Origin of the sequence: Streptomyces sp. NPDC058092 (genome assembly GCF_042884935.1) — a bacterium.
Classification (GTDB): domain Bacteria; phylum Actinomycetota; class Actinomycetes; order Streptomycetales; family Streptomycetaceae; genus Streptomyces.
This window is the reverse complement of sequence record NZ_JBHVSY010000022.1, coordinates 85898-103676: the sequence shown is the minus strand read 5'-3', so window position 1 is coordinate 103676 and position 17779 is coordinate 85898. Positions and strand designations below refer to the sequence as shown.

The following is a 17779-nucleotide window of genomic DNA, read 5'->3' as shown; positions in this document are numbered from 1 at the left end:
CCGGGGCCCAGCGGATAGAACAACTCCGATGACTACGACCCTCCGGCCGACCGGGCCGATCCAGCAAGGCGCCGACGGCGCGAAGAGCCGCGCGTACGACGTGTGCGACAACGGGCGGCCCGTCGGCGCCGTCGAGATCGGCACGGATCCGCGGTTCGGTGCCTCGGTCGGCGTGCTGCGTTCCCTGAGCGTCGACGAATCCCGCCGCAGGCGCGGCCGCGGCACCATCGCGGCGCTGGCGGCCGAAGAGGTGCTGCGTGGCTGGGGCTGCACCCAGGTGCGCCTGGCGGCACCCGAGGGCAACGAGGGAGCGCAGGGCCTGGCGGCCGCGCTCGGCTACACCGAACGCGGCCGGAACATGCTCAAGGAACTCGACCGGACGGCTCCGGCGCTGCCGGACGGTGTCGTCGCCCGGCAGATGAGTGCCGAGGAGTTCGCGCGCTGGCAGCGCACCAGCGTCGACACGTACGCGCAGTCCTGGGTGAACCAGGGCATCCCGGCCGAGCAGGCCATGGAGAAGTCCCGCACCGACCATGCCCGAAACCTGCCGGACGGCATCGACACCGTGGGCATGCATTTCCGCGTCCTCGTTCACGAGGACGCGGTCGTCGGCCATGTGTGGGTGTCGGTGAGCGAAGAAAGCCCGGGCGAAAAGGCCGGATACGTCTTCGACGTCGAAGTGGACGAGGAGTACCGGGGCCGAAGCTACGGACGTGCCCTGATGTGGCAGGCGGAGCACATCACCCTGGACGCGGGCGCCCACCGCCTCGGGCTGCATGTCTTCGCCGGCAACACACCGGCCCAGCGGCTGTACGAGTCGCTCGGTTACCGGACGACTCAGTACAACCTGGCCAAGACGCTCTGACCCTCCGCCGGCTCAGCCCTGCTCGGCGAGCAGCCGGTCGGCGATCTCCTCGATGCGTTCGCGCAGCCCGTCCTGGCTCTTGCCGCCGTCCAGCCGCTCGTCGCCGAGCACATACGTCGGCGTGCCGGTGACCCCGATCGCCTTGCCCTCGGCCTGGTCGGCGTCGACGATCAGCATGTGGCGGCCGTCGATCAGGGCGGTGTCCATCTCCTCGGCGTCCAGGCCGATTTCCCGCGCCACCTCGATCAGCAGCGGCTCGCCGGTGCGGCCGAGGTCGGCGGTGCGGGCGAGAACCGCCTCGATGTACGGCCAGCCCCTGCCCTGGGCCGTCGCCTCCTCGGCGGCCTGCGCGGCGGCGTAGGCGTGCTTGTGCTTCTCCAGCGGGAAGTGCCGCAGCCGCACCTCCAGCCGGTCGCCGTACTTGGCCCGTAGGGCGTGCACATCGGTGAGGGCCTGGTGACAGTCGGGGCACTGGAGCTCGCACCAGAGGTCGAGGACGACCGGCGCTGCGGCGGTGGAATCGCTCATGCGGCCAGTCTCCCAGGGCGCGCGCGAGCGTCCCAATCCGCATCCGCATCCCCATCCCGCCCATCCCCATCCGGTCCGCTCCGGCTTCGGGCGACCGGAGTGCTTCCGAATCGGCACCTGGGGAGGATCCCGGCCCTGAAATGTCCCTGATGTGGTCCCGGATCGTGGCCGCCCGGGCGGTGGGCGGTGCAGGATGGAAGGGACGTTTCCCCTTGTGCTTGGAGGCCCCGATGCTTGCCGAGACCATTTGCTCAGCGGTGTCCGCGGCGGGCCTGGGCATCGCGGCCGTCACCGCGTACCGGAAGCGCTTCCTCGCCGCGGCCCGGATCGCCGCCTACTCCCTGGTCCCGATCGGGCTGGTGCTGACCGGGATCGTGGACTGGGTCGCCGGAATCGCCTTCAAGCCGAGCGTCTGGCTCGGCTTCGGGCTGCTCGCCGTGGCCTGGCTGCTGTTCATGACCACGCGCGCGATCGAGCGCCGAGGCGTCGGTACCCGTAAGGAACGCAAGGCCGCCGCACGGGCGGCGCAGGGCGGGGCCGTCGCTCCGGCGGCTTCGGCGCCCTCCCTCGGCTCCGGGCTCCCGGCTACCCGGGCGCAGGCAGCTCCGAAGACGACCGCGAAGAAGCAGTCCGCGTCCTCGGGCGAGGACTTCAGCGACATCGAGGCCATCCTGAAGAAGCACGGCATCTGACCCGCACCACCGCGGCGGGGGTGCGGCGATGATGTGACTGAATCGATTCACTGATTGCCTTGACGGTGGTACCCGATGGAGCTAGCGTCCCGATCGGATTGAAACAATTCATTCGGACCGGCGGGTGCTGCCGGGGAGGCGGCCCGGGACGACGGAGTGGCCCGCGACGGCGTCCGTACGATGGGATGACGCCGCGGACCGGTGCGGCCGAGGGCATCAGTGGGGCAGGGCAAGTGGCGCGTGTGGCAGGGATCAAGGATGTGGCCCGGCAGGCCGGAGTCTCCGTGGGCACCGTGTCCAATGTGATCAACCGGCCCGAGGCGGTGCTGCCGGAGACCCGTACCCGGGTGCTGGCCGCCATCGAGGAGCTCGGGTACGTGCGCAGCGAGTCCGCCCGCCAGCTCAGGGCCGGCCGCAGCCGGATCATGGCACTGCTCGTCCTGGACATGGGCAATCCGTTCTTCGTCGACGTGGCCCGTGGCGCCGAGCGCGCGGCCCGTGCGGCCGGCCTCGGTGTCATGGTCTGCAACAGCGGCCAGAGCCCGGCGGAGGAGGCCGAGTACCTCGGACTCTTCGCCGAGCAGCGGGTGTGCGGTGTCCTGGTCACCCCGGCCGACGCGACCGGCCGCAACCTGGAGACGTTCCGCCGGCACCGGATCCCCTTCGTGCTGGTGGACCGCGTGGCGTCCGGCACGGGGACCTGCGCGGTCTCCGTCGACGATGTCCGCGGTGGCGCGCTCGCCGCCGGTCACCTGGTCTCGGCCGGGCATCGCTCGGTGGCGTACGTCAGCGGCCCCGGCGACCTCCACCAGATCAGGGACCGGCGCGAGGGCGCCCTGTCGGCCCTCGCCGACGCCGGACTGCCGCCCGAGGCACTTGTCGAGATCCCCTCCGACCGTCTGGACGTGGCGGCGGGGCGTGATGCGGGGGCCCGGCTGCTCGGACTCGTGCCCCGGCCGACCGCGGTGTTCTGCGCCAACGACCTGCTCGCCCTCGGTGTGCTGCAGTCGCTGTACGCGGCGGGCGTGCGGGTGCCGCACGACATCGCCATCGTCGGCTACGACGACATCGAGTTCGCGGCGGCCGCTGTCGTACCGCTGACCTCGGTCCGTCAGCCCGCCGTCGTGATGGGCAGGATGGCCGCGGAGCTCCTGCTGGAGGAGGCGGACGACGAGGGCGGTACCCACGAGCACCGCAGTGTGGTGCTCCAGCCCGAGCTCGTGGTGCGCGCCTCCAGCGCGACACCACGCTGAGACCGGGTTCTGCCGCCTCCTCGCGATTCCCGCCCGCAGCTTCCTGCCCAACTCCGCGCCCGGAGCCCGGAGTCCGGTGAATGGCGCGGCTCCGGGACGATCCCACGGAGCACCGGACGCCGCCCGGCCCAGTGCCCGGTGGACTCGAAGTCGGCGAGCATGCTGCGGTGTTGTGCAGCGCCGACGTCAACGGCGAGTGGTTCAGGGGCCGTCGTACCGAAAATCTGGCGGATGGTCGGACGCCGGAGCGAATCGCGCCCCACTCCGGGGTGGGTGAACTCCCGGCGTAAAAACGCGTGTTGATCGCCAACGGGGCCCGGTCTGAGTCATGATCGTCTCGAGATGGTGGACACCTCCCGGGGCGATGCCCCCGCACCCCCTGACGAAGAGCCGCGCGGCTGCCTCTTCGCGCTTTCCCAGCCCCCTTTGATGATCTTCCTCGCGGTGATCGGCAGCCTGCTGCTGATGGCCGCGGTGCATGATCTCTTCATGCTGTGAACGGTCAGCCGGCCGCTTCCTTGCGGCGTGCCCGGTACGCGGCCACATGCAGACGGTTACCGCAGGTGCGGCTTGAACAGTAGCGCCGGGAGCGGTTGCGGGAGAGGTCGACGAAGGCGTGCCGGCAGTCCGGCGCCTCGCAGCGACGCAGCCGTTCCTGCTCGCCCGCCACCACGATGAACGCCAGGGCCATGCCGCAGTCGGCCGCGAGGTGGTCGGCGACCGAGGCGTCCGGTGCGAAGTAGTGCACATGCCAGTCGTAGCCGTCGTGGTTGCTGAGCTGCGGTGTGGTGCCGGCGGCTGCGACGAGGGCGTTGACGAGCGAGGCTGCGGTCCGGGCGTCGTCCGTCGCGAAGATCTCGGCGAAGCGTGTCCGTACGTCCCGTACGGCCTGCAGGTCCTTCTCGTGGAGCTCGCCCACGCCGCTGATGCGATGACGGCGCGCGAAGTCGTACAGCGCTTCGATGTCGGCGAGACCGTCGACCGGCCCGCCCTCCGGCTGCCCGCTCTCCGGCGCCGTGTTCAGCAGGTCGACCACCGTGTCGAGGGCGATCCGGGTGTCGTGGGGGATCAGCACGCTTTCGCTCCCTGGCCTTCGGCGGGCGGGTGCCCGCCGATGCCGGCTGACTCTACTGGCTCGGTGCCGCCGCACAGAGGCCCGAGAGGGCCCATGCGGGGCGTGAGGAGCGCGTACCGGCCATCTGTGGGTATCCATGGGCCGGTGGCCGCCCGTCCGGGCCGTGGCGGGCGGCTGGGCCTGCGGGGCGCGTACCGGTGCGCGGAGCGTGGCCGCACGGGTGGGCGGGAACGCGCACCGACGCCGTCACCACGGTGGATTCCGTGATGACGGCGTCGGTGTCAGCCCTATGAGGTTGTCCGCGCGGCGCCGTCTCCCCGAGTCGGACGGCGCCGTGCAGCTCTCGGCCTGGCTCAGCTCTCGGCCAGGATGTGTGAGAGCTCCGTGTCCAGATCGAAGTGACGATGCTCGGTGCCTGGCGGAACCGCGGCGTCGGTCCTTTTCAGGAACGACTCCAGGGCCCTCGCCGGGGCTTCGAGCAGGGCTTCGCCCTCTGGGGAGCTCAGTGCGATGCAGACGACGCCCTGGCCGTGACTACGTGAAGGCCAGACGCGGACGTCTCCGGTGCCGGTGGGCCGATGCAGCCCCTCGGCAAGGAGGTCGCGGGCGAAAACCCATTCGACCGTTTCCTCCGCTCCGGTGTGGAAGGTGGCGTGCACGGCATAAGGATCGGCCGTGTCATACCGCAGGCCCGCGGGTACAGGCAGTGAGGACTCGCTCGACACAACGAGGCGCAGGTGCAGCTCGCAGCTGACCGTGGTGTTCATAAGCGCCAGGGCCTTTCGCTCAGTGTGCGCTCGGGGATTCGCACGTCGGCGAAATCGACATGCCACCTACGGTGGCGTTGTAAACCCCTCTGACCTTTTTGTGTACCTTCAGGTAGCTCGTACAGCGGTGTGTAACTTTGGGTTATGCGGCCATTCCGGTGACGAAGGGCGTTCCGGTAAGTTGGCTCCCATGAACGCGGAGAGTGACGAGCGGGACGGGGGCGCCGTACCGGCGAAACCGTTGTCCGCCGCGGGGGATGTGACGGGGAGCGTGACGGGAGAGATCACGGAGGGTGTGACGAAGGAGGACCGGGAGCTCGGTTCCCGGGCGCCCGGGTTCATCAAGGCGTCGCGGGCGCTGCATCTGAGCTGGCAGGTCGGCGTCTTCGTGGCCGGCCTCGCGGTGGTCGTCGCGGGGATCATCATGCTGCCGCTGCCCGGCCCCGGCTGGCTGGTGATCTTCGGCGGCATGGCGATCTGGGCCACCGAGTTCGTCTGGGCGCAGCTGGTGCTGCGCTGGACGCGGCGCAAGGTCACCGAGGCCGCCCAGCGGGCGCTCGATCCCAAGGTCCGGCGGCGCAACATCATCCTCACCGTGACCGGTCTGGTGATCATCGCGGTGCTTGTGGGGATCTACGTCTGGAAGTTCGGCGTGACCATGCCGTGGAAGATCCACGAGTGACCGGGGGATGGTCATGGGGCGCTGCTGACATGCGGTAATGTTTGGCCTGCGCCCGGGCGATTAGCTCAGTGGGAGAGCGCTTCGTTCACACCGAAGAGGTCACTGGTTCGAACCCAGTATCGCCCACCCGGGACAGAGGGCCCGTGAGACCGCAGAGTCTCACGGGCCCTCTGCGTTTCCCGCGCAGGTAGGGACCCGTTCTCCGTACGGAGCGGGTCGCGCCCGCGGGCGCGGTACGCGCGTCTGCGGTCGAAGCGCTTCGACCGCAGACGCGGCGCAATCGCTGACGTCGCCTGCTTCGGATGCCTGACTTGTCCCGGCCGGCGCCCCCTCGGCGCGGACCGCTGGCCGGCCCGCGCCGAGGGCGCCCCGGGCCGGCTGTACGGCACACCGTCAACGCATCCGGCCCAGGGCGTCCTTCAGGCGCCGCGCATCGCGCAGCCGTTGCTCGTACGTCGCCCCGACCACCAGCAGCAGCACCCCGGCGAGCGCGGGCGGCAGCCAGCGCGGCAGCGCGCCGACGACCTGGACCACGTACGGCGCGAGTTCGTGCACGGCGTCCAGCGCCAGCACCGCACCACCGAGCAGCAGCAGAGCCTGCAGCCGCAGCCGCGCGCCCGCCAGGGTGATCACCAGCGCCGCCGCACCGAGCAGCAGCGGCCGTACCCAGTACGGATCGACCCATGCCGCGAAGAGACTCGGCACCGAAGTCGCCGCGAGACCCGCCCCGTACGCCGTCCACGACGACGCCTCGGGATCACGGCGCCGGCGCAGCACACCGACCGCCAGAGCGGGCACCGTCACGGGCAGGGTGTACGCCTCCGGGGCCGACACCCCCGAAGCCGACAACCGCAGCCAGGCCGCCAGGACGAACAGCGCCGTCGCCAGATACCCGGCCACCGGCCGGCGCTCGGCCCGTACGGCCGTGCCTGCCGCCAGTACCCCGCACAGCGCCAGCACCAACGCCAGGAACGGCCGGTCAGGCACCGCCATGCCCACGGCCACGACACCCGCCACGGCCCCGGTCAGCTCGACCGGCAGAGCCGGCGGGCGGCCCCGCAGCCGCGCCCCGAGCAATACCGTCACCGCAGGGACGACCAGCATGACCGGCGCCGCCCGATACCCGGCGAGCCCCCACGACGCCCCTACCGCACGGGCCAGCACCATCCCGCACACCACCGCACCGCACGCCGGCACCGCCTGCGCCATCCGCAACACCCCTGCCGCACGCGCGGCCTGAGCGGCCGGCAGCGGTGGCAAGGCCCGCGCCGCCGGGACCGCGGCACCGCCGAGCAGCACCGCAGCCGCCCCGAACACCACCAGCAACACCGTGAACACCGCGTACGTGGCGGTCTCCGTGGCGAGCGACAGCATTCCCACGCTCACCGCACCGAGCAGACCGCACACCAGCGCGGTCGGCCCCACCCCGCCCGTCCCCCGGCGCCATTCCCGCACCGTCACCGCGAACACCCCGGCGACCAGCACCGACTGCACCGACACAGCAGCCGCATACGACAGTCCCAGCACCGCGGGCAACGCGGTGAACCCCGCCCAGCCGAGCGCCACCGCACCGGCCCCCGCCGCACCCCGCCACGCCGCCCCCGGCGCGACGCCCGGCCCGGCCACCCGCAGCCACGACGCCCACGACCGGTACGCTGCCCCCGACAGAGCGGCCACCGCCAACAGCACCACCGGGGCCGAAGCCATTTCGGACCACGCCATACCTTCCATACCCAACGCGCCCCGGACCCCGCCGTCCGGCACCCCCGACCACATCCGGGCCGCCTGCGACACCGTGCCCACCAGCGACAGGCCGACCGGCGGCACCGCAGCCAGCACCGAGCCCACCGTCACCGCCGACGAGGCCCACAGCAGCCCCTTCCCGACCGGGCGGGGCAGCGGAGCGCGCACCGCCGCCAGCAGCACCACACCGCACAGCAGGTACAGCGGCACCGACCAGCCCCCGGCCACCCCGGCACCCGGCACACCGCCCACCGCGGCCACCCCGCTGAGCCCGGCCACCGCCCCACCGGCCACCGCGAGTCCCGCCGGCGCACGCCACGCCCCGGCCACCGCGACCGCCGCACCCACGAGCAACAGCACACCCGGCGCCACCGCGGCCGACACCGCATCGGCGGACACCGACTGCCCCAGGCCCACCAGCAGGCCCAGCAGGCCCGTCGCCCAGCAGCAGACGCAGGCCGTCACCCGTACCGCAACTCCCTTGCCCCACACCGCGATCGCACAGTCCAGCGCTGCTGTCGCCAGCAACGCCCAGCCGAAGACCGTGGCCCCCGCACCCGCCGACCACGCCCACAGCGGCAGCGGCAGCTGCACGGTCACCACGGCCAGGGGCAGCGGCAGCCGAAGCCGGCCGAGCAGCAGCCCGTACGCACTCCAGAGCACCGCCAGCACCGCCGAGGCGACCGCGGCGAAACCGGGACCGCCGGCCTCCGGCACCGCCACCCGGTGCAGCGCGTACGCGTCCAGCACCATCAGCACCGACGCCAGAGCGGCGAGCGACTCGGCCGTCGAGGGCAGCCCGCGTCGCAGCAGCACGGCCGGAGCGGAGAGCGCCGCGACCGTCAGCATCGCCAACACCGCCGAGCGGCCACCGATGCCCAGCTGACCCCAGCTGACCAGGGTGAACGCGATCGCGGCGATCGTGAGCAGCAGACCGCCCAGGGTGAGCAGCACATTCTGCGCGCTGCGCGGCCCGGCCGGCGCGGCGGGAGGGCCGAAGGGAGCCGCGAACGGCGCCGACGACCGGACCGGCGCAGGCGGCACGGACGGAGCGGCGAACGGCGGCACGGGCGGCACGGCGCGGCGCGCGGCGGGCTGCGCCAGCACACTGACCAGCCAGGCACGACGAACCAGCAACTGGGACCGGCGGGCATCCAGCCGGACCAGCTCGCGATCGAGGAGCGCCAATTCCTCGGCGGGCGGCGGCACATGTTCCATGAACGGGAGTGTGGCGCGAGCAACAGGACCGGACATGGGCTCGGATACTCAGTTCCCCGGCTGAGTACGCGCAGACTGGGGCCATGGACTGGAGTCACTACCGATTCGTGAGTATCTGGGACCTGCCGGGACCGCCCGACACCGTGTACGAGATCCTCGGACGCCCCGACGACTACCCGCGATGGTGGCCGCAGGTCCGCGAGGTCACCTCGGTCGACGGCACCACCGGCACCACCCGGATCCGCTCCTTCCTCCCGTACGACCTCGTCATGACCGTCCGCGAACGCCACCGCGACCCCGCGGCCCGGGTCCTCGAAGCGGCCCTCGGCGGCGACCTCGTCGGCTGGGCCCGGTGGACGGTCACCGCGCACGGCGCCGGCAGCCGCGCCACGTACGAGCAGGACGTCGAGGTGCACCGACGGCTGATGCGGCTCCTCGCCGTGCCCGGACGCGCCGTGTTCCGGGCCAACCACGCCCTGATGATGCGCGCCGGGCGCCGGGGCCTCACGGCCTGGCTGGAAGGAGTTTGAACCGGACGCCGCGAGCCCTGTATGGTTCAACCCGTTCCCGGGCGATTAGCTCAGTGGGAGAGCGCTTCGTTCACACCGAAGAGGTCACTGGTTCGAACCCAGTATCGCCCACCGGGAAGAGGCCGGTCCGTCAGCAGAATCGACGGACCGGCCTCTGCGTGTCCAGATGCGGGAGCCGTGCCGGTGTCCATCGGCCCGACCCGTCCGATCACGCCGCGGCGGGCAGGTCCGGGCGCAGCGGCCACGCGGGATCCACCGCCTCGACCGTGCCGTTCTTCGCGAACCACGCCTGCAGCCCACGCGCCTGTGCCGCATGCCACACGGTCTGCAACGTGTGCAGCTCCGGCGGGGACAGCCGCTCCAGCCGGGACGAGAACCGCCGCCCCACCGCCCGTACCAGCTCCAGCGAGGCCGCCGCATCGGCCGCCGCGTCGTGCGCGCCGTCCAGCACCACCCCGTACAGCTCGCAGAGATCGGTGAGGGTCCGCCGCCCCTTCCGGTAGCGGTCCAGATGCTTGTCGAGCACGCGCGGATCCAGCACGCACAGCGGTGTGTTCTGCAGATACCGGGTGAGTGAAGACGCGCGGTGGCGCCTCAACTCCCGGTCCAGCAGGGTCAGATCGAACGGTGCGTTCATCACGACGAGCGGCCGGCCGGCCGCGCGCTGCTCGGCGAGCGCACGGGCTATCTCCTCCACCACCGGCGCCGGCCAGCGGCCGTTGCGCTGAAGATGATCGTCGGTCAGACCGTGGATCGCGGTCGCCCCCACGGGCACCGGAACCCCCGGATTCACCAGCCAGCGGGTGACCCGCACCCGTCCGCCCGCCGTGTCCTGGACGACCAGGGCGGCCGAAACGATCCGGTCCTCCTCGACGTCCACTCCCGTTGTCTCGGTGTCAAATGCGGCCAGTGGCCCTTCGTACCAGTGAGTCATCCCCGAACTCCTCGTGCCCGAACGGCAGATGGCGTGATTCCCCTGCCCGGTCCGGTGATACCCGCACCCTTTGCCTGATACGCCGTTTGCGCGCCGTTCCGTGCGGTGACAACACAGGTGGGGGGAACGGAAGTTGTCCGTCACCCCGCCATCGAGATCTCTCCGTCGAAGAACCGATCGGTACAGCCCGGAAGGCCCACGCAGCCATGGCGCTCGCGCAGCCCGAACCGAGCGGGCTGCTGCCCCAGCGGATCGCACCGCTGCGCGGCACACTCGCCACCACCGCCTGCATGGAGACGCTCCAGGTGGGCTACTTGCACGCGGTCGCGGCCGCGGCGGGGTGTTCCCTGTCACAGCCCTTCCCCGACAACGGCATCGACTGGCACGTCAGCCATGGCGCCCCCGGCCATGCCGTGGACGACGAAGTGACCATAAAGGTGCAGCTCAAATGCACCTACCAGATCCCGCCGCACCCGGCGGGACCGACGTTCTCCTTCACACTCGACAACGCACATCTCGTGAAGCTCGCCCGGACCCCCGTGTCGGTGCACAAGATCCTCGTCGTGATGATCGTGCCGCGCAGCCAGGACGAGTGGCTGCGCGCCGGCCACGACCGGCTCGACCTTCGGCACTGCTGTTACTGGACCAACCTGGCCGGTCACGCGGTCACGGGCCGGCACCGGACCACCGTGCGGATCCCGACCTCGCGCATCTTCGACGACCGGGCGCTCTGCGAGATCATGACCCGCGTAGGGGCGGGAGGGAGACCCTGATGCACCGGCCGATGGACGAGTCCGTCAACTCCGCCACACGTCCGCACCCCGGCGAATCCGTGGGACCGTGGTCCACCGCTCCCCGGCAGCCCGGGGACATCCCCGACCCCGCCCGGGTCGACCCCGCGGTCCTCGCCGCCCTGCTCGACCGGCACGGCTGGCTCCGCCGCGGCGGAGCGGGCGGACGGTACAGCCGCTGGACCCCACCGGGACCACCGGCCCCGCCCGGCGGCGGTACGAGCCTCCTCGTTCCCGACACCACCGCCTTCCCCGACAGCGAGGACCTCCTCGGCGAGGCGCTGACCGCCCTCGCCCGCAGCGCCGCACCCTCCGCCCGCGAGGTCCTGGTCTCCCTCGCCGTGCCCAGCGACGAGATCCGGTGGTGGCGCGAGGTCCCCGAACCCGTCGGGGGAGCGGCCGGAGCAGCAGGCTGGGCGGGAGCGGAGCAACTGCACAGCGCCGCCCGGCAGACCCTGCTCGCCGGAGCCCTCGCCGTCCGGGCACGCGCCGGCTACCACGGCGCACGCCACCGCCGCAGGGCCCGGGCGGCCCTCGACGGCATCCTCGTCGGGCCCGCGCCCGGTGGCCGCGATCTCGCCGCGTTCGTCCCCGTCGAACCGGGCCGACCCGTCGCCGTGCGGCTCCACCACGCCCTGCACGCCACCCGCGAAGCCGTGGACTACCAGCGGGCCACCGGCGGGTTCGACGCCTTCGACACCGCCGTCGGGGCAGGAGCCGGCCGGGAACTCACCGAGGCCCTCATCGCGCTGGTCCAGGGCTCGGAAGGGGCCGGGATCGCCCTGGAGTGGGCGCCCGCCGCCGGGATCCCCGAGGGCTGCCCGGCCCGTCCCGAGCCGGTGGAATTCTCCCCGGGCGACCTGCCCGCCCTGCGCCGGGCGGGAGCCCGCTACCTTCGGAACGAGCCCGCCGTGACGGTACGGATCACCGGCGCGGTCGTCCGGCTGCGCCGCTCGGGACCGCGTGGCGCCGGAATCGTACGGCTGCGGGTGCTGGCCGGCGCCGAGGTGCCGCACGTACGGCTGGAGCTGGACGAGGAGGCGTACCGGATCGCCGGCCACGCCCACCTGGTGGGGCTGCCGATCAGGGTGGAGGGCAGGCTGGAGAGCCGCGGCGGCTTCCGGCGGCTGACCCGGACCGCGCAGGTGGTGCCCGTGCAGGTGGACGAGGCGGAACGGGACCGGCTGATGAAGTCGCTCCAGGAGAACGTCGACTATTTCGAGGAGGCGTGCACGGGCGAATAGGGGCGGTGCGCGTGGCGGACAGGGCCGTACACGCACGGCGAACAGGGGGCGTGGCGGGCGGCCCGCGGGGGAGCCGGGGGCCTTCGCGGCTCCACCGTTTCGCGGAGGGGGCCCGCGGCTCGGTACGATTCGTATCGCACGCGCACCACGCATGCGTGCGTACCCCCTGAGTCAGGAGAGACCGGTGTCAGACGTCCGTGTGATCATCCAACGCGATTCCGAGCGGGAAGAGCGCGTGGTGACGACGGGCACTACGGCAGCCGAGCTCTTCCCCGGCGAGCGCACCGTTGTCGCCGCCCGGGTCGCCGGTGAGCTGAAGGACCTCGCGTACGCCGTCGCCGACGGCGAGGTCGTCGAGCCCGTCGAGATCTCCTCCGAGGACGGCCTGAACATCCTCCGGCACTCCACCGCGCACGTCATGGCGCAGGCCGTTCAGCAGCTCTTCCCCGAGGCCAAGCTGGGCATCGGCCCGCCGGTCAAGGACGGCTTCTACTACGACTTCGACGTCGAGAAGCCGTTCACTCCCGAGGACCTCAAGGCCATCGAGAAGCGAATGCAGGAGATCCAGAAGCGGGGGCAGCGGTTCTCCCGCCGGGTCGTGACGGACGAGGCCGCGCGCGAGGAACTGGCGGACGAGCCGTACAAGCTGGAGCTCATCGGCATCAAGGGCTCCGACTCCGTCGAGAACGCCGGCGACGGCGCGGATGTCGAGGTGGGCGGCGGCGAGCTGACCATCTACGACAACCTCGACCCGAAGACCGGCGAGCTGTGCTGGAAGGACCTCTGCCGAGGTCCGCACCTGCCCACCACCCGGTTCATCCCGGCGTTCAAGCTGATGCGGAACGCCGCGGCGTACTGGCGGGGCAGCGAGAAGAACCCCATGCTCCAGCGGATCTACGGGACGGCCTGGCCCACCAAGGACCAGCTGAAGGCGCACCTGGAGTTCCTGGAGGAGGCCGCCAAGCGCGACCACCGCAAGCTCGGCAACGAGCTGGACCTCTTCTCCTTCCCGGACGAGATCGGCTCCGGTCTCGCGGTCTTCCACCCCAAGGGCGGCATCATCCGCCGCACCATGGAGGACTACTCGCGCCGGCGTCACGAGGAGGAGGGCTACGAGTTCGTCTACTCGCCGCACGCCACCAAGGGCAAGCTCTTCGAGAAGTCCGGCCACCTGGACTGGTACTCCGAAGGCATGTACCCGCCCATGCAGCTCGACGAGGGCGTGGACTACTACCTCAAGCCCATGAACTGCCCGATGCACAACCTGATCTTCGATGCGCGCGGGCGTTCGTACCGTGAACTGCCCTTGAGGCTCTTTGAGTTCGGGACCGTGTACCGGTACGAGAAGTCCGGCGTCGTGCACGGCCTCACCCGGGCCCGCGGCTTCACGCAGGACGACGCGCACATCTACTGCACCAAGGAGCAGATGGCGGAGGAGCTCGACAAGACGCTCACCTTCGTCCTGAACCTGCTCCGCGACTACGGTCTGACCGACTTCTACCTGGAGCTCTCCACCAAGGACCCGGTCAAGTTCGTCGGCTCCGACGAGGTGTGGGAAGAGGCCACCGAGACGCTGCGCCAGGTCGCCGAGAAGCAGGGCCTGCCGCTGGTTCCGGACCCGGGCGGCGCCGCGTTCTACGGCCCGAAGATCTCCGTGCAGGCACGCGACGCCATCGGCCGTACCTGGCAGATGTCGACCGTCCAGCTCGACTTCAACCTGCCGGAGCGCTTCAACCTGGAGTACACCGGCCCGGACGGCACCAAGCAGCGCCCGGTCATGATCCACCGTGCTCTGTTCGGCTCCATCGAGCGCTTCTTCGCCGTGCTGCTGGAGCACTACGCGGGTGCGTTTCCGGTCTGGCTGGCTCCGGTCCAGGCGGTCGGCATCCCGATCGGTGACGCGCACATTCCGTACCTCCAGGAGTTCGCGGCGGAGGCGAGGAAGAAGGGGCTGCGGGTCGAGGTGGACGCCTCGTCCGACCGGATGCAGAAGAAGATCCGGAACGCGCAGAAGCAGAAAGTTCCGTTCATGATCATCGTTGGTGACGAGGACATGAACGCGGGCACGGTGTCGTTCCGGTACCGCGATGGCTCGCAGGAGAACGGTGTTCCGCGTGACCAGGCGCTGGCGAAGCTCGTCGACGTGGTGGAGCGCCGGGTGCAGTCGTGAACGTTCCCCGCCTGCGGCGGGGATGATCCGATTCGGAAACAGCACAGGGCGAAGGCGCCGTGCTCCCCGCGCACGCGGGGTTTTCGGCCCCCGGAGAGCTACCCGCCCTCCGGGGGTCTCTTCTCGTCCTCCCGCCGGAAGACCTGCAGCAGCCACGACGAGAACGAACCCGTCACCGCCCCCAGCAGCGCCAGACCGCAGGCCATCAGGCCCGTCGCCACGACCCGGCCGCTCGGGGTGACCGGCACCGTGTCCCCGTACCCCACCGTCGTGAGCGTCTCGCAGGCCCACCACACCGCGTCGCCGAACGTGCGGATCGAGGCATCCTGCGCGGTGTGCTCCTGGTGGTACACGGCGAGCGCGGCGGCGAAGCCGAGCAGCAGGGCGCTCGCACCGGCGTAAGCGATCACGCGCGTGTACAGGCTCAGCCGCGGCTGCTCCCTGCGCTTCTGGACCGCCGTGTAGAGCCGGATCAGGCGCAGCGGCCGCAGCAGGGGAAGCAGCAGGACCACCGTGTCCAGCCAGTGCACACGGACGAAACGGTGACCGAGGCCGCTGAGGCGGAGCCGTACCGCATAGTCCGCGGCGAAGACCAGCCAGGTCGCGCAGACCAGCGCGAGGGCGATCTCGCGCCAGGGCCGGGCGTCGTGCGGGGCGAGCACGCGGACCGCGTAACCGAGCAGGAAGAGCAGCGAGGCGCCGAAGAGGGGCACTTCCGTGCGCTGCTCCCAACGCCTGAAACGAGGAGGGGTGGAGTCCGCGCGCTGGTCGATCATCGCCTCAGCATCGCCGGGCGCAGACGGGTGCGGCCCCGGCGACACGCTGCCCGGGAGCGAAGCAATATGCTGATCGGCATGACGAGTGAGCCGGAGCAGCAGATCGGAGTCGGGACGCCCGACGCGTTCCAGCGCCTGTGGACGCCCCACCGGATGGCATACATCCAGGGCGAGAACAAGCCGTCCGGTCCGGAGGCCGGCGATGGCTGTCCGTTCTGCGCGATTCCGTCGCAGTCGGACGAGGACGGGCTTGTCGTGGCGCGCGGCAAGCATGTCTATGCCGTGCTCAATCTGTACCCGTACAACGGTGGCCACCTGATGGTGGTGCCGTACCGGCATGTCGCGGACTACACGGAGCTGGACGGCCCGGAGACCATGGAGCTGGCCGAGTTCACCAAGCGGGCGATGGTGGCGCTGCGGGCGGCGTCGGGGGCGCACGGGTTCAATATCGGGCTCAACCAGGGTGCTTCCGCGGGGGCCGGTATCGCGGCCCACTTGCATCAGCACCTGGTGCCGCGCTGGGGTGGTGACACCAACTTCATGCCGGTGATCGGGCACACGAAGGTGCTGCCGCAATTGCTCGCCGATACGCGCAAGATGCTGGCCGACGCCTGGCCGGTGGGCTGATCCGGGCTGTCGCTTCGAAGGGGCCGCCCCGGTCATCGCTCTATTGCCGGGGCGGCCTTTCGCCGTCTACGCGTCGTACAGGTCGGCCTTGCGCGGTGTCGGGTCCTGGACCAGGCCGCTCAGTATCATCGAGCGGTTGTCGAAGCGTTCGGTGTCCACCCCGTTCTCCTCCAGGACGCGCAGGGCGGCGCTGTGCACGGCGCGCAGGACGGGGGTGGCGGCGCGCATCGCGTCGTCGGCCATGAAGCGGTGGCGCCAAGGCTTCTCGGCCCAGGCGTGGCGCAGGCCGAACGGCTCCGGCAGGGCGATCTTGCCACCCAGGTAGTCGAGGAGCGGCGGGTACCAGGTGAAGGGTGCGCGCAGAGCGAGGCGGACGACTTCGCGGGGCTCGACCAGTGCGAGGGTGATGTCGCGGGTCTCCCAGAACCGGACGGTCTTGTTGACGGTCTTGGTCTTGGCCGCGGGCTTGCTGGTGAAGAGCGAATGGACCGGGCCGAGTGCGTGTCCGGTGACTTCGATGCGGAGGGTTTCGTAGAGCACCGTGACCGTGATCATCATGGTGATGACCAGCTGGCCGTCCCAGAGGGTGAACTGGACGCCCAGGTAGTGCCGGTCGCCGCCGCCGAACTGCTGGTGGTTGCAGATCCGCTGTATCTCGTGCGGCTTGACCTGGAAGGTGGCGACGTCCTCGCCGTCGGGGCGGGAGACCGAGTCGGCGTTCTCGCCGACGGGTGAGACGATCCAGTGGGTGACCGACGGGGTGGGGAATCCGCCGGTGTTCAGCGGGCCGCGCTCCAGCACCTTGAGCTGGTCGTGGATGACGCGTATCAGGTCCCAGCTGCGGAACCGGTGGAATTCCTTGCCGGGTTCCTTGGAGACGAGCTCTTCGGCGAGCTGCCAGCTGCCCCAGCGGGTCCCCATGCCGAGGATTCCCTTGGGGCCCGCGTAGAAGACCGAGTTGGACTGCTGCTCGGCGGAGAGCTTCTCCAGGCCCTGGCGGAGTGCTTCGCGGGACGTCTCGTTGGGGTTCTTGGGCACGGCCTCGGGGATCTTGGCGCTGACGCCGCCGCCGGAGAGCAGTCCTTCCCAGCGGGCGCGCATGTCCTTGGCGGAGGATTCGGCGATCCGCTTGGCGATGAGCCAGCCGATGACGGGGGCGACGATCATCGCCCGTACGTAGAGCGACAGGAATCCGGTGAGCGGCAGTTTGATCAGGAAGAACAGGGCCACGATGCCGATGACCGGGAGCAGGGCGTTGCCCAGGGTGGCGAGCGCCTTGTCCTTGGTGCTACCGAGCCCGTCGCGCAGTCGGAAGGCGATGACCCACAGGAGCATGCCGGGCAGGAAGAGGAAGCCGAACAGGGCGGTGACGGCGGTCAGTCTGGTGTCGCGTGCCTTGCGGAGGCGGGTCGCGGACAGGCAGTGTTCGACGACGGTCTGCGGGTCGGTACCGAAGGACTGGATGAGGGCCTTCCGGGCGCCGCCCAGCATGCGTTCCTGGACGGCGCGGGAGAATGCCTCGCCGAGATTGGGCTTGAAGTAGTCGGACTTGAAGAGCTTGGAACGGCCTGCTTTGACTGCGGACTTGTGCCATTCGCTGTTGGCGTCAAGGATCGTCTCCACCGGGCTGTCGCGGTACGCGGCGGAGGCGAGGGCGTTCGTCGCCACCGCCTGTCCGCCCGAGCCCTGGAGCGGGATCTGCGCTCCAGGAGAGAAATCGAATCCGTCGTTGGCCACTGCCGCCCCCACTCGCCGCCAAGGAACCGCTCCTGCGGCTGTTTCCCAACTGCCGTGCCCGGCACACCTTCTGAGCTGGGACCACAGCGTATCGTCCGGATCAACACCCCGCCCGCCCCTGTGGACAAGGGCGGGCGGCACAGTCGA

17 protein-coding genes and 2 tRNA genes are annotated in these 17779 nt (G+C 70.8%); 12 read left to right on the top strand and 7 right to left on the bottom strand.

Translation table 11 applies throughout. The features are described from left to right. The first annotated feature begins 28 nt into the window (after positions 1–28). Positions 29–865, top strand: a complete 837-nt coding sequence (locus ACFVV1_RS30155) for a GNAT family N-acetyltransferase (RefSeq protein WP_389995605.1) — start codon at positions 29–31, stop codon at positions 863–865. A 12-nt stretch (positions 866–877) separates the two neighbouring features. Here ACFVV1_RS30155 and ACFVV1_RS30150 read toward each other — a convergent pair whose 3' ends face one another. Beyond that, entirely contained in the window at positions 878–1393 is a 516-nt protein-coding gene (locus ACFVV1_RS30150; RefSeq protein ID WP_389995603.1) for a DsbA family protein, read from the bottom strand. A 230-nt stretch (positions 1394–1623) separates the two neighbouring features. Here ACFVV1_RS30150 and ACFVV1_RS30145 point away from each other — a divergent pair, with 230 nt between their 5' ends. From ACFVV1_RS30145 to ACFVV1_RS30135, 3 genes are all read left to right on the top strand, one after another. After that, the gene (locus ACFVV1_RS30145; RefSeq protein WP_389995600.1) at positions 1624–2085 is read left to right on the top strand and encodes a hypothetical protein; all 462 of its coding nucleotides are present in this window, start codon (positions 1624–1626) and stop codon (positions 2083–2085) included. A 233-nt stretch (positions 2086–2318) separates the two neighbouring features. Next, positions 2319–3338, top strand: coding sequence for a LacI family DNA-binding transcriptional regulator (locus tag ACFVV1_RS30140; RefSeq protein ID WP_389995597.1), 1020 nt, complete (start codon positions 2319–2321; stop codon positions 3336–3338). 342 nt (positions 3339–3680) lie between these two features. Next, positions 3681–3836 (top strand): hypothetical protein, encoded by a 156-nt coding sequence (locus tag ACFVV1_RS30135; RefSeq protein WP_389995594.1) that lies wholly within the window; start codon positions 3681–3683, stop codon positions 3834–3836. Positions 3837–3840: 4 nt separating this feature from the next. Here the strand turns inward: ACFVV1_RS30135 and ACFVV1_RS30130 are convergent, their stop codons facing one another. After that, positions 3841–4413 carry a CGNR zinc finger domain-containing protein gene (locus tag ACFVV1_RS30130; protein WP_389995592.1) on the bottom strand — a complete coding sequence of 191 codons (573 nt, stop codon included), beginning with the start codon at positions 4411–4413 and terminating at the stop codon, positions 3841–3843. A 353-nt stretch (positions 4414–4766) separates the two neighbouring features. Continuing rightward, positions 4767–5180 (bottom strand): SsgA family sporulation/cell division regulator, encoded by a 414-nt coding sequence (locus ACFVV1_RS30125; protein ID WP_003959770.1) that lies wholly within the window; start codon positions 5178–5180, stop codon positions 4767–4769. A 190-nt stretch (positions 5181–5370) separates the two neighbouring features. Here ACFVV1_RS30125 and ACFVV1_RS30120 point away from each other — a divergent pair, with 190 nt between their 5' ends. After that, positions 5371–5862: a TIGR02611 family protein gene (locus tag ACFVV1_RS30120; protein WP_389995589.1), complete on the top strand. Its 492-nt coding sequence runs from the start codon at positions 5371–5373 to the stop codon at positions 5860–5862. 54 nt (positions 5863–5916) lie between these two features. Next, positions 5917–5988: transfer RNA gene (locus tag ACFVV1_RS30115), tRNA-Val, on the top strand. A gap of 267 nt (positions 5989–6255) precedes the next feature. On the opposite strand, the gene ACFVV1_RS30110 is transcribed toward ACFVV1_RS30115, so the two are convergent. After that, complete coding sequence (locus ACFVV1_RS30110) at positions 6256–8823, bottom strand: SCO7613 C-terminal domain-containing membrane protein (RefSeq protein WP_389995587.1); 2568 nt, start codon at positions 8821–8823, stop codon at positions 6256–6258. Between the two features lie 83 nt (positions 8824–8906). Between ACFVV1_RS30110 and ACFVV1_RS30105 the strand changes: the two genes are divergently transcribed. After that, complete coding sequence (locus ACFVV1_RS30105) at positions 8907–9353, top strand: SRPBCC family protein (protein ID WP_389995584.1); 447 nt, start codon at positions 8907–8909, stop codon at positions 9351–9353. Between the two features lie 39 nt (positions 9354–9392). Continuing rightward, a tRNA-Val gene (locus ACFVV1_RS30100) sits at positions 9393–9464 on the top strand. Between the two features lie 97 nt (positions 9465–9561). Here the strand turns inward: ACFVV1_RS30100 and ACFVV1_RS30095 are convergent. After that, positions 9562–10287, bottom strand: a complete 726-nt coding sequence (locus ACFVV1_RS30095; protein WP_389995581.1) for a 3'-5' exonuclease — start codon at positions 10285–10287, stop codon at positions 9562–9564. A gap of 206 nt (positions 10288–10493) precedes the next feature. On the opposite strand from ACFVV1_RS30095, the gene ACFVV1_RS30090 reads away from it, so the two are divergent. The 3 genes from ACFVV1_RS30090 to thrS all read left to right on the top strand — a co-directional run bounded on the left by ACFVV1_RS30090 (position 10494) and on the right by thrS (position 14492). Beyond that, on the top strand, positions 10494–11060 hold the full coding sequence (locus ACFVV1_RS30090) for a DUF4365 domain-containing protein (protein ID WP_389995578.1): 567 nt from the start codon (positions 10494–10496) through the stop codon (positions 11058–11060). After that, positions 11060–12322 (top strand): hypothetical protein, encoded by a 1263-nt coding sequence (locus tag ACFVV1_RS30085; RefSeq protein ID WP_389995575.1) that lies wholly within the window; start codon positions 11060–11062, stop codon positions 12320–12322. The genes ACFVV1_RS30090 and ACFVV1_RS30085 overlap by 1 nt, the downstream gene beginning before the upstream one ends. 184 nt (positions 12323–12506) lie before the next feature. Then, positions 12507–14492 (top strand): threonine--tRNA ligase, encoded by a 1986-nt coding sequence (thrS, locus tag ACFVV1_RS30080; protein ID WP_389995572.1) that lies wholly within the window; start codon positions 12507–12509, stop codon positions 14490–14492. 98 nt (positions 14493–14590) lie between these two features. On the opposite strand, the gene ACFVV1_RS30075 is transcribed toward thrS, so the two are convergent. After that, on the bottom strand, positions 14591–15268 hold the full coding sequence (locus ACFVV1_RS30075; RefSeq protein ID WP_389995569.1) for a potassium channel family protein: 678 nt from the start codon (positions 15266–15268) through the stop codon (positions 14591–14593). 66 nt (positions 15269–15334) lie between these two features. Here ACFVV1_RS30075 and ACFVV1_RS30070 point away from each other — a divergent pair, with 66 nt between their 5' ends. Next, positions 15335–15895 (top strand): HIT family protein, encoded by a 561-nt coding sequence (locus ACFVV1_RS30070; protein WP_389995566.1) that lies wholly within the window; start codon positions 15335–15337, stop codon positions 15893–15895. Positions 15896–15961: 66 nt separating this feature from the next. On the opposite strand, the gene ACFVV1_RS30065 is transcribed toward ACFVV1_RS30070, so the two are convergent. Beyond that, entirely contained in the window at positions 15962–17632 is a 1671-nt protein-coding gene (locus ACFVV1_RS30065) for a hypothetical protein (protein WP_389995563.1), read from the bottom strand. Positions 17633–17779 lie beyond the last annotated feature (147 nt).

What these genes read in the sequence shown, in the direction of transcription:
- ACFVV1_RS30150 (WP_389995603.1), bottom strand. Translation starts at nt 1,393, where the DNA reads ATGAGCGATTCCACCGCCGCAGCGCCGGTCGTCCTCGACCTCTGGTGC.
- ACFVV1_RS30125 (WP_003959770.1), bottom strand. Translation starts at nt 5,180, where the DNA reads ATGAACACCACGGTCAGCTGCGAGCTGCACCTGCGCCTCGTTGTGTCG.
- ACFVV1_RS30075 (WP_389995569.1), bottom strand. Translation starts at nt 15,268, where the DNA reads ATGATCGACCAGCGCGCGGACTCCACCCCTCCTCGTTTCAGGCGTTGG.
- ACFVV1_RS30070 (WP_389995566.1), top strand. Translation starts at nt 15,335, where the DNA reads ATGCTGATCGGCATGACGAGTGAGCCGGAGCAGCAGATCGGAGTCGGG.
- ACFVV1_RS30105 (WP_389995584.1), top strand. Translation starts at nt 8,907, where the DNA reads ATGGACTGGAGTCACTACCGATTCGTGAGTATCTGGGACCTGCCGGGA.
- ACFVV1_RS30085 (WP_389995575.1), top strand. Translation starts at nt 11,060, where the DNA reads ATGCACCGGCCGATGGACGAGTCCGTCAACTCCGCCACACGTCCGCAC.
- ACFVV1_RS30120 (WP_389995589.1), top strand. Translation starts at nt 5,371, where the DNA reads ATGAACGCGGAGAGTGACGAGCGGGACGGGGGCGCCGTACCGGCGAAA.
- ACFVV1_RS30145 (WP_389995600.1), top strand. Translation starts at nt 1,624, where the DNA reads ATGCTTGCCGAGACCATTTGCTCAGCGGTGTCCGCGGCGGGCCTGGGC.
- ACFVV1_RS30155 (WP_389995605.1), top strand. Translation starts at nt 29, where the DNA reads ATGACTACGACCCTCCGGCCGACCGGGCCGATCCAGCAAGGCGCCGAC.
- ACFVV1_RS30095 (WP_389995581.1), bottom strand. Translation starts at nt 10,287, where the DNA reads ATGACTCACTGGTACGAAGGGCCACTGGCCGCATTTGACACCGAGACA.
- ACFVV1_RS30090 (WP_389995578.1), top strand. Translation starts at nt 10,494, where the DNA reads ATGGCGCTCGCGCAGCCCGAACCGAGCGGGCTGCTGCCCCAGCGGATC.
- ACFVV1_RS30135 (WP_389995594.1), top strand. Translation starts at nt 3,681, where the DNA reads ATGGTGGACACCTCCCGGGGCGATGCCCCCGCACCCCCTGACGAAGAG.
- ACFVV1_RS30110 (WP_389995587.1), bottom strand. Translation starts at nt 8,823, where the DNA reads ATGGAACATGTGCCGCCGCCCGCCGAGGAATTGGCGCTCCTCGATCGC.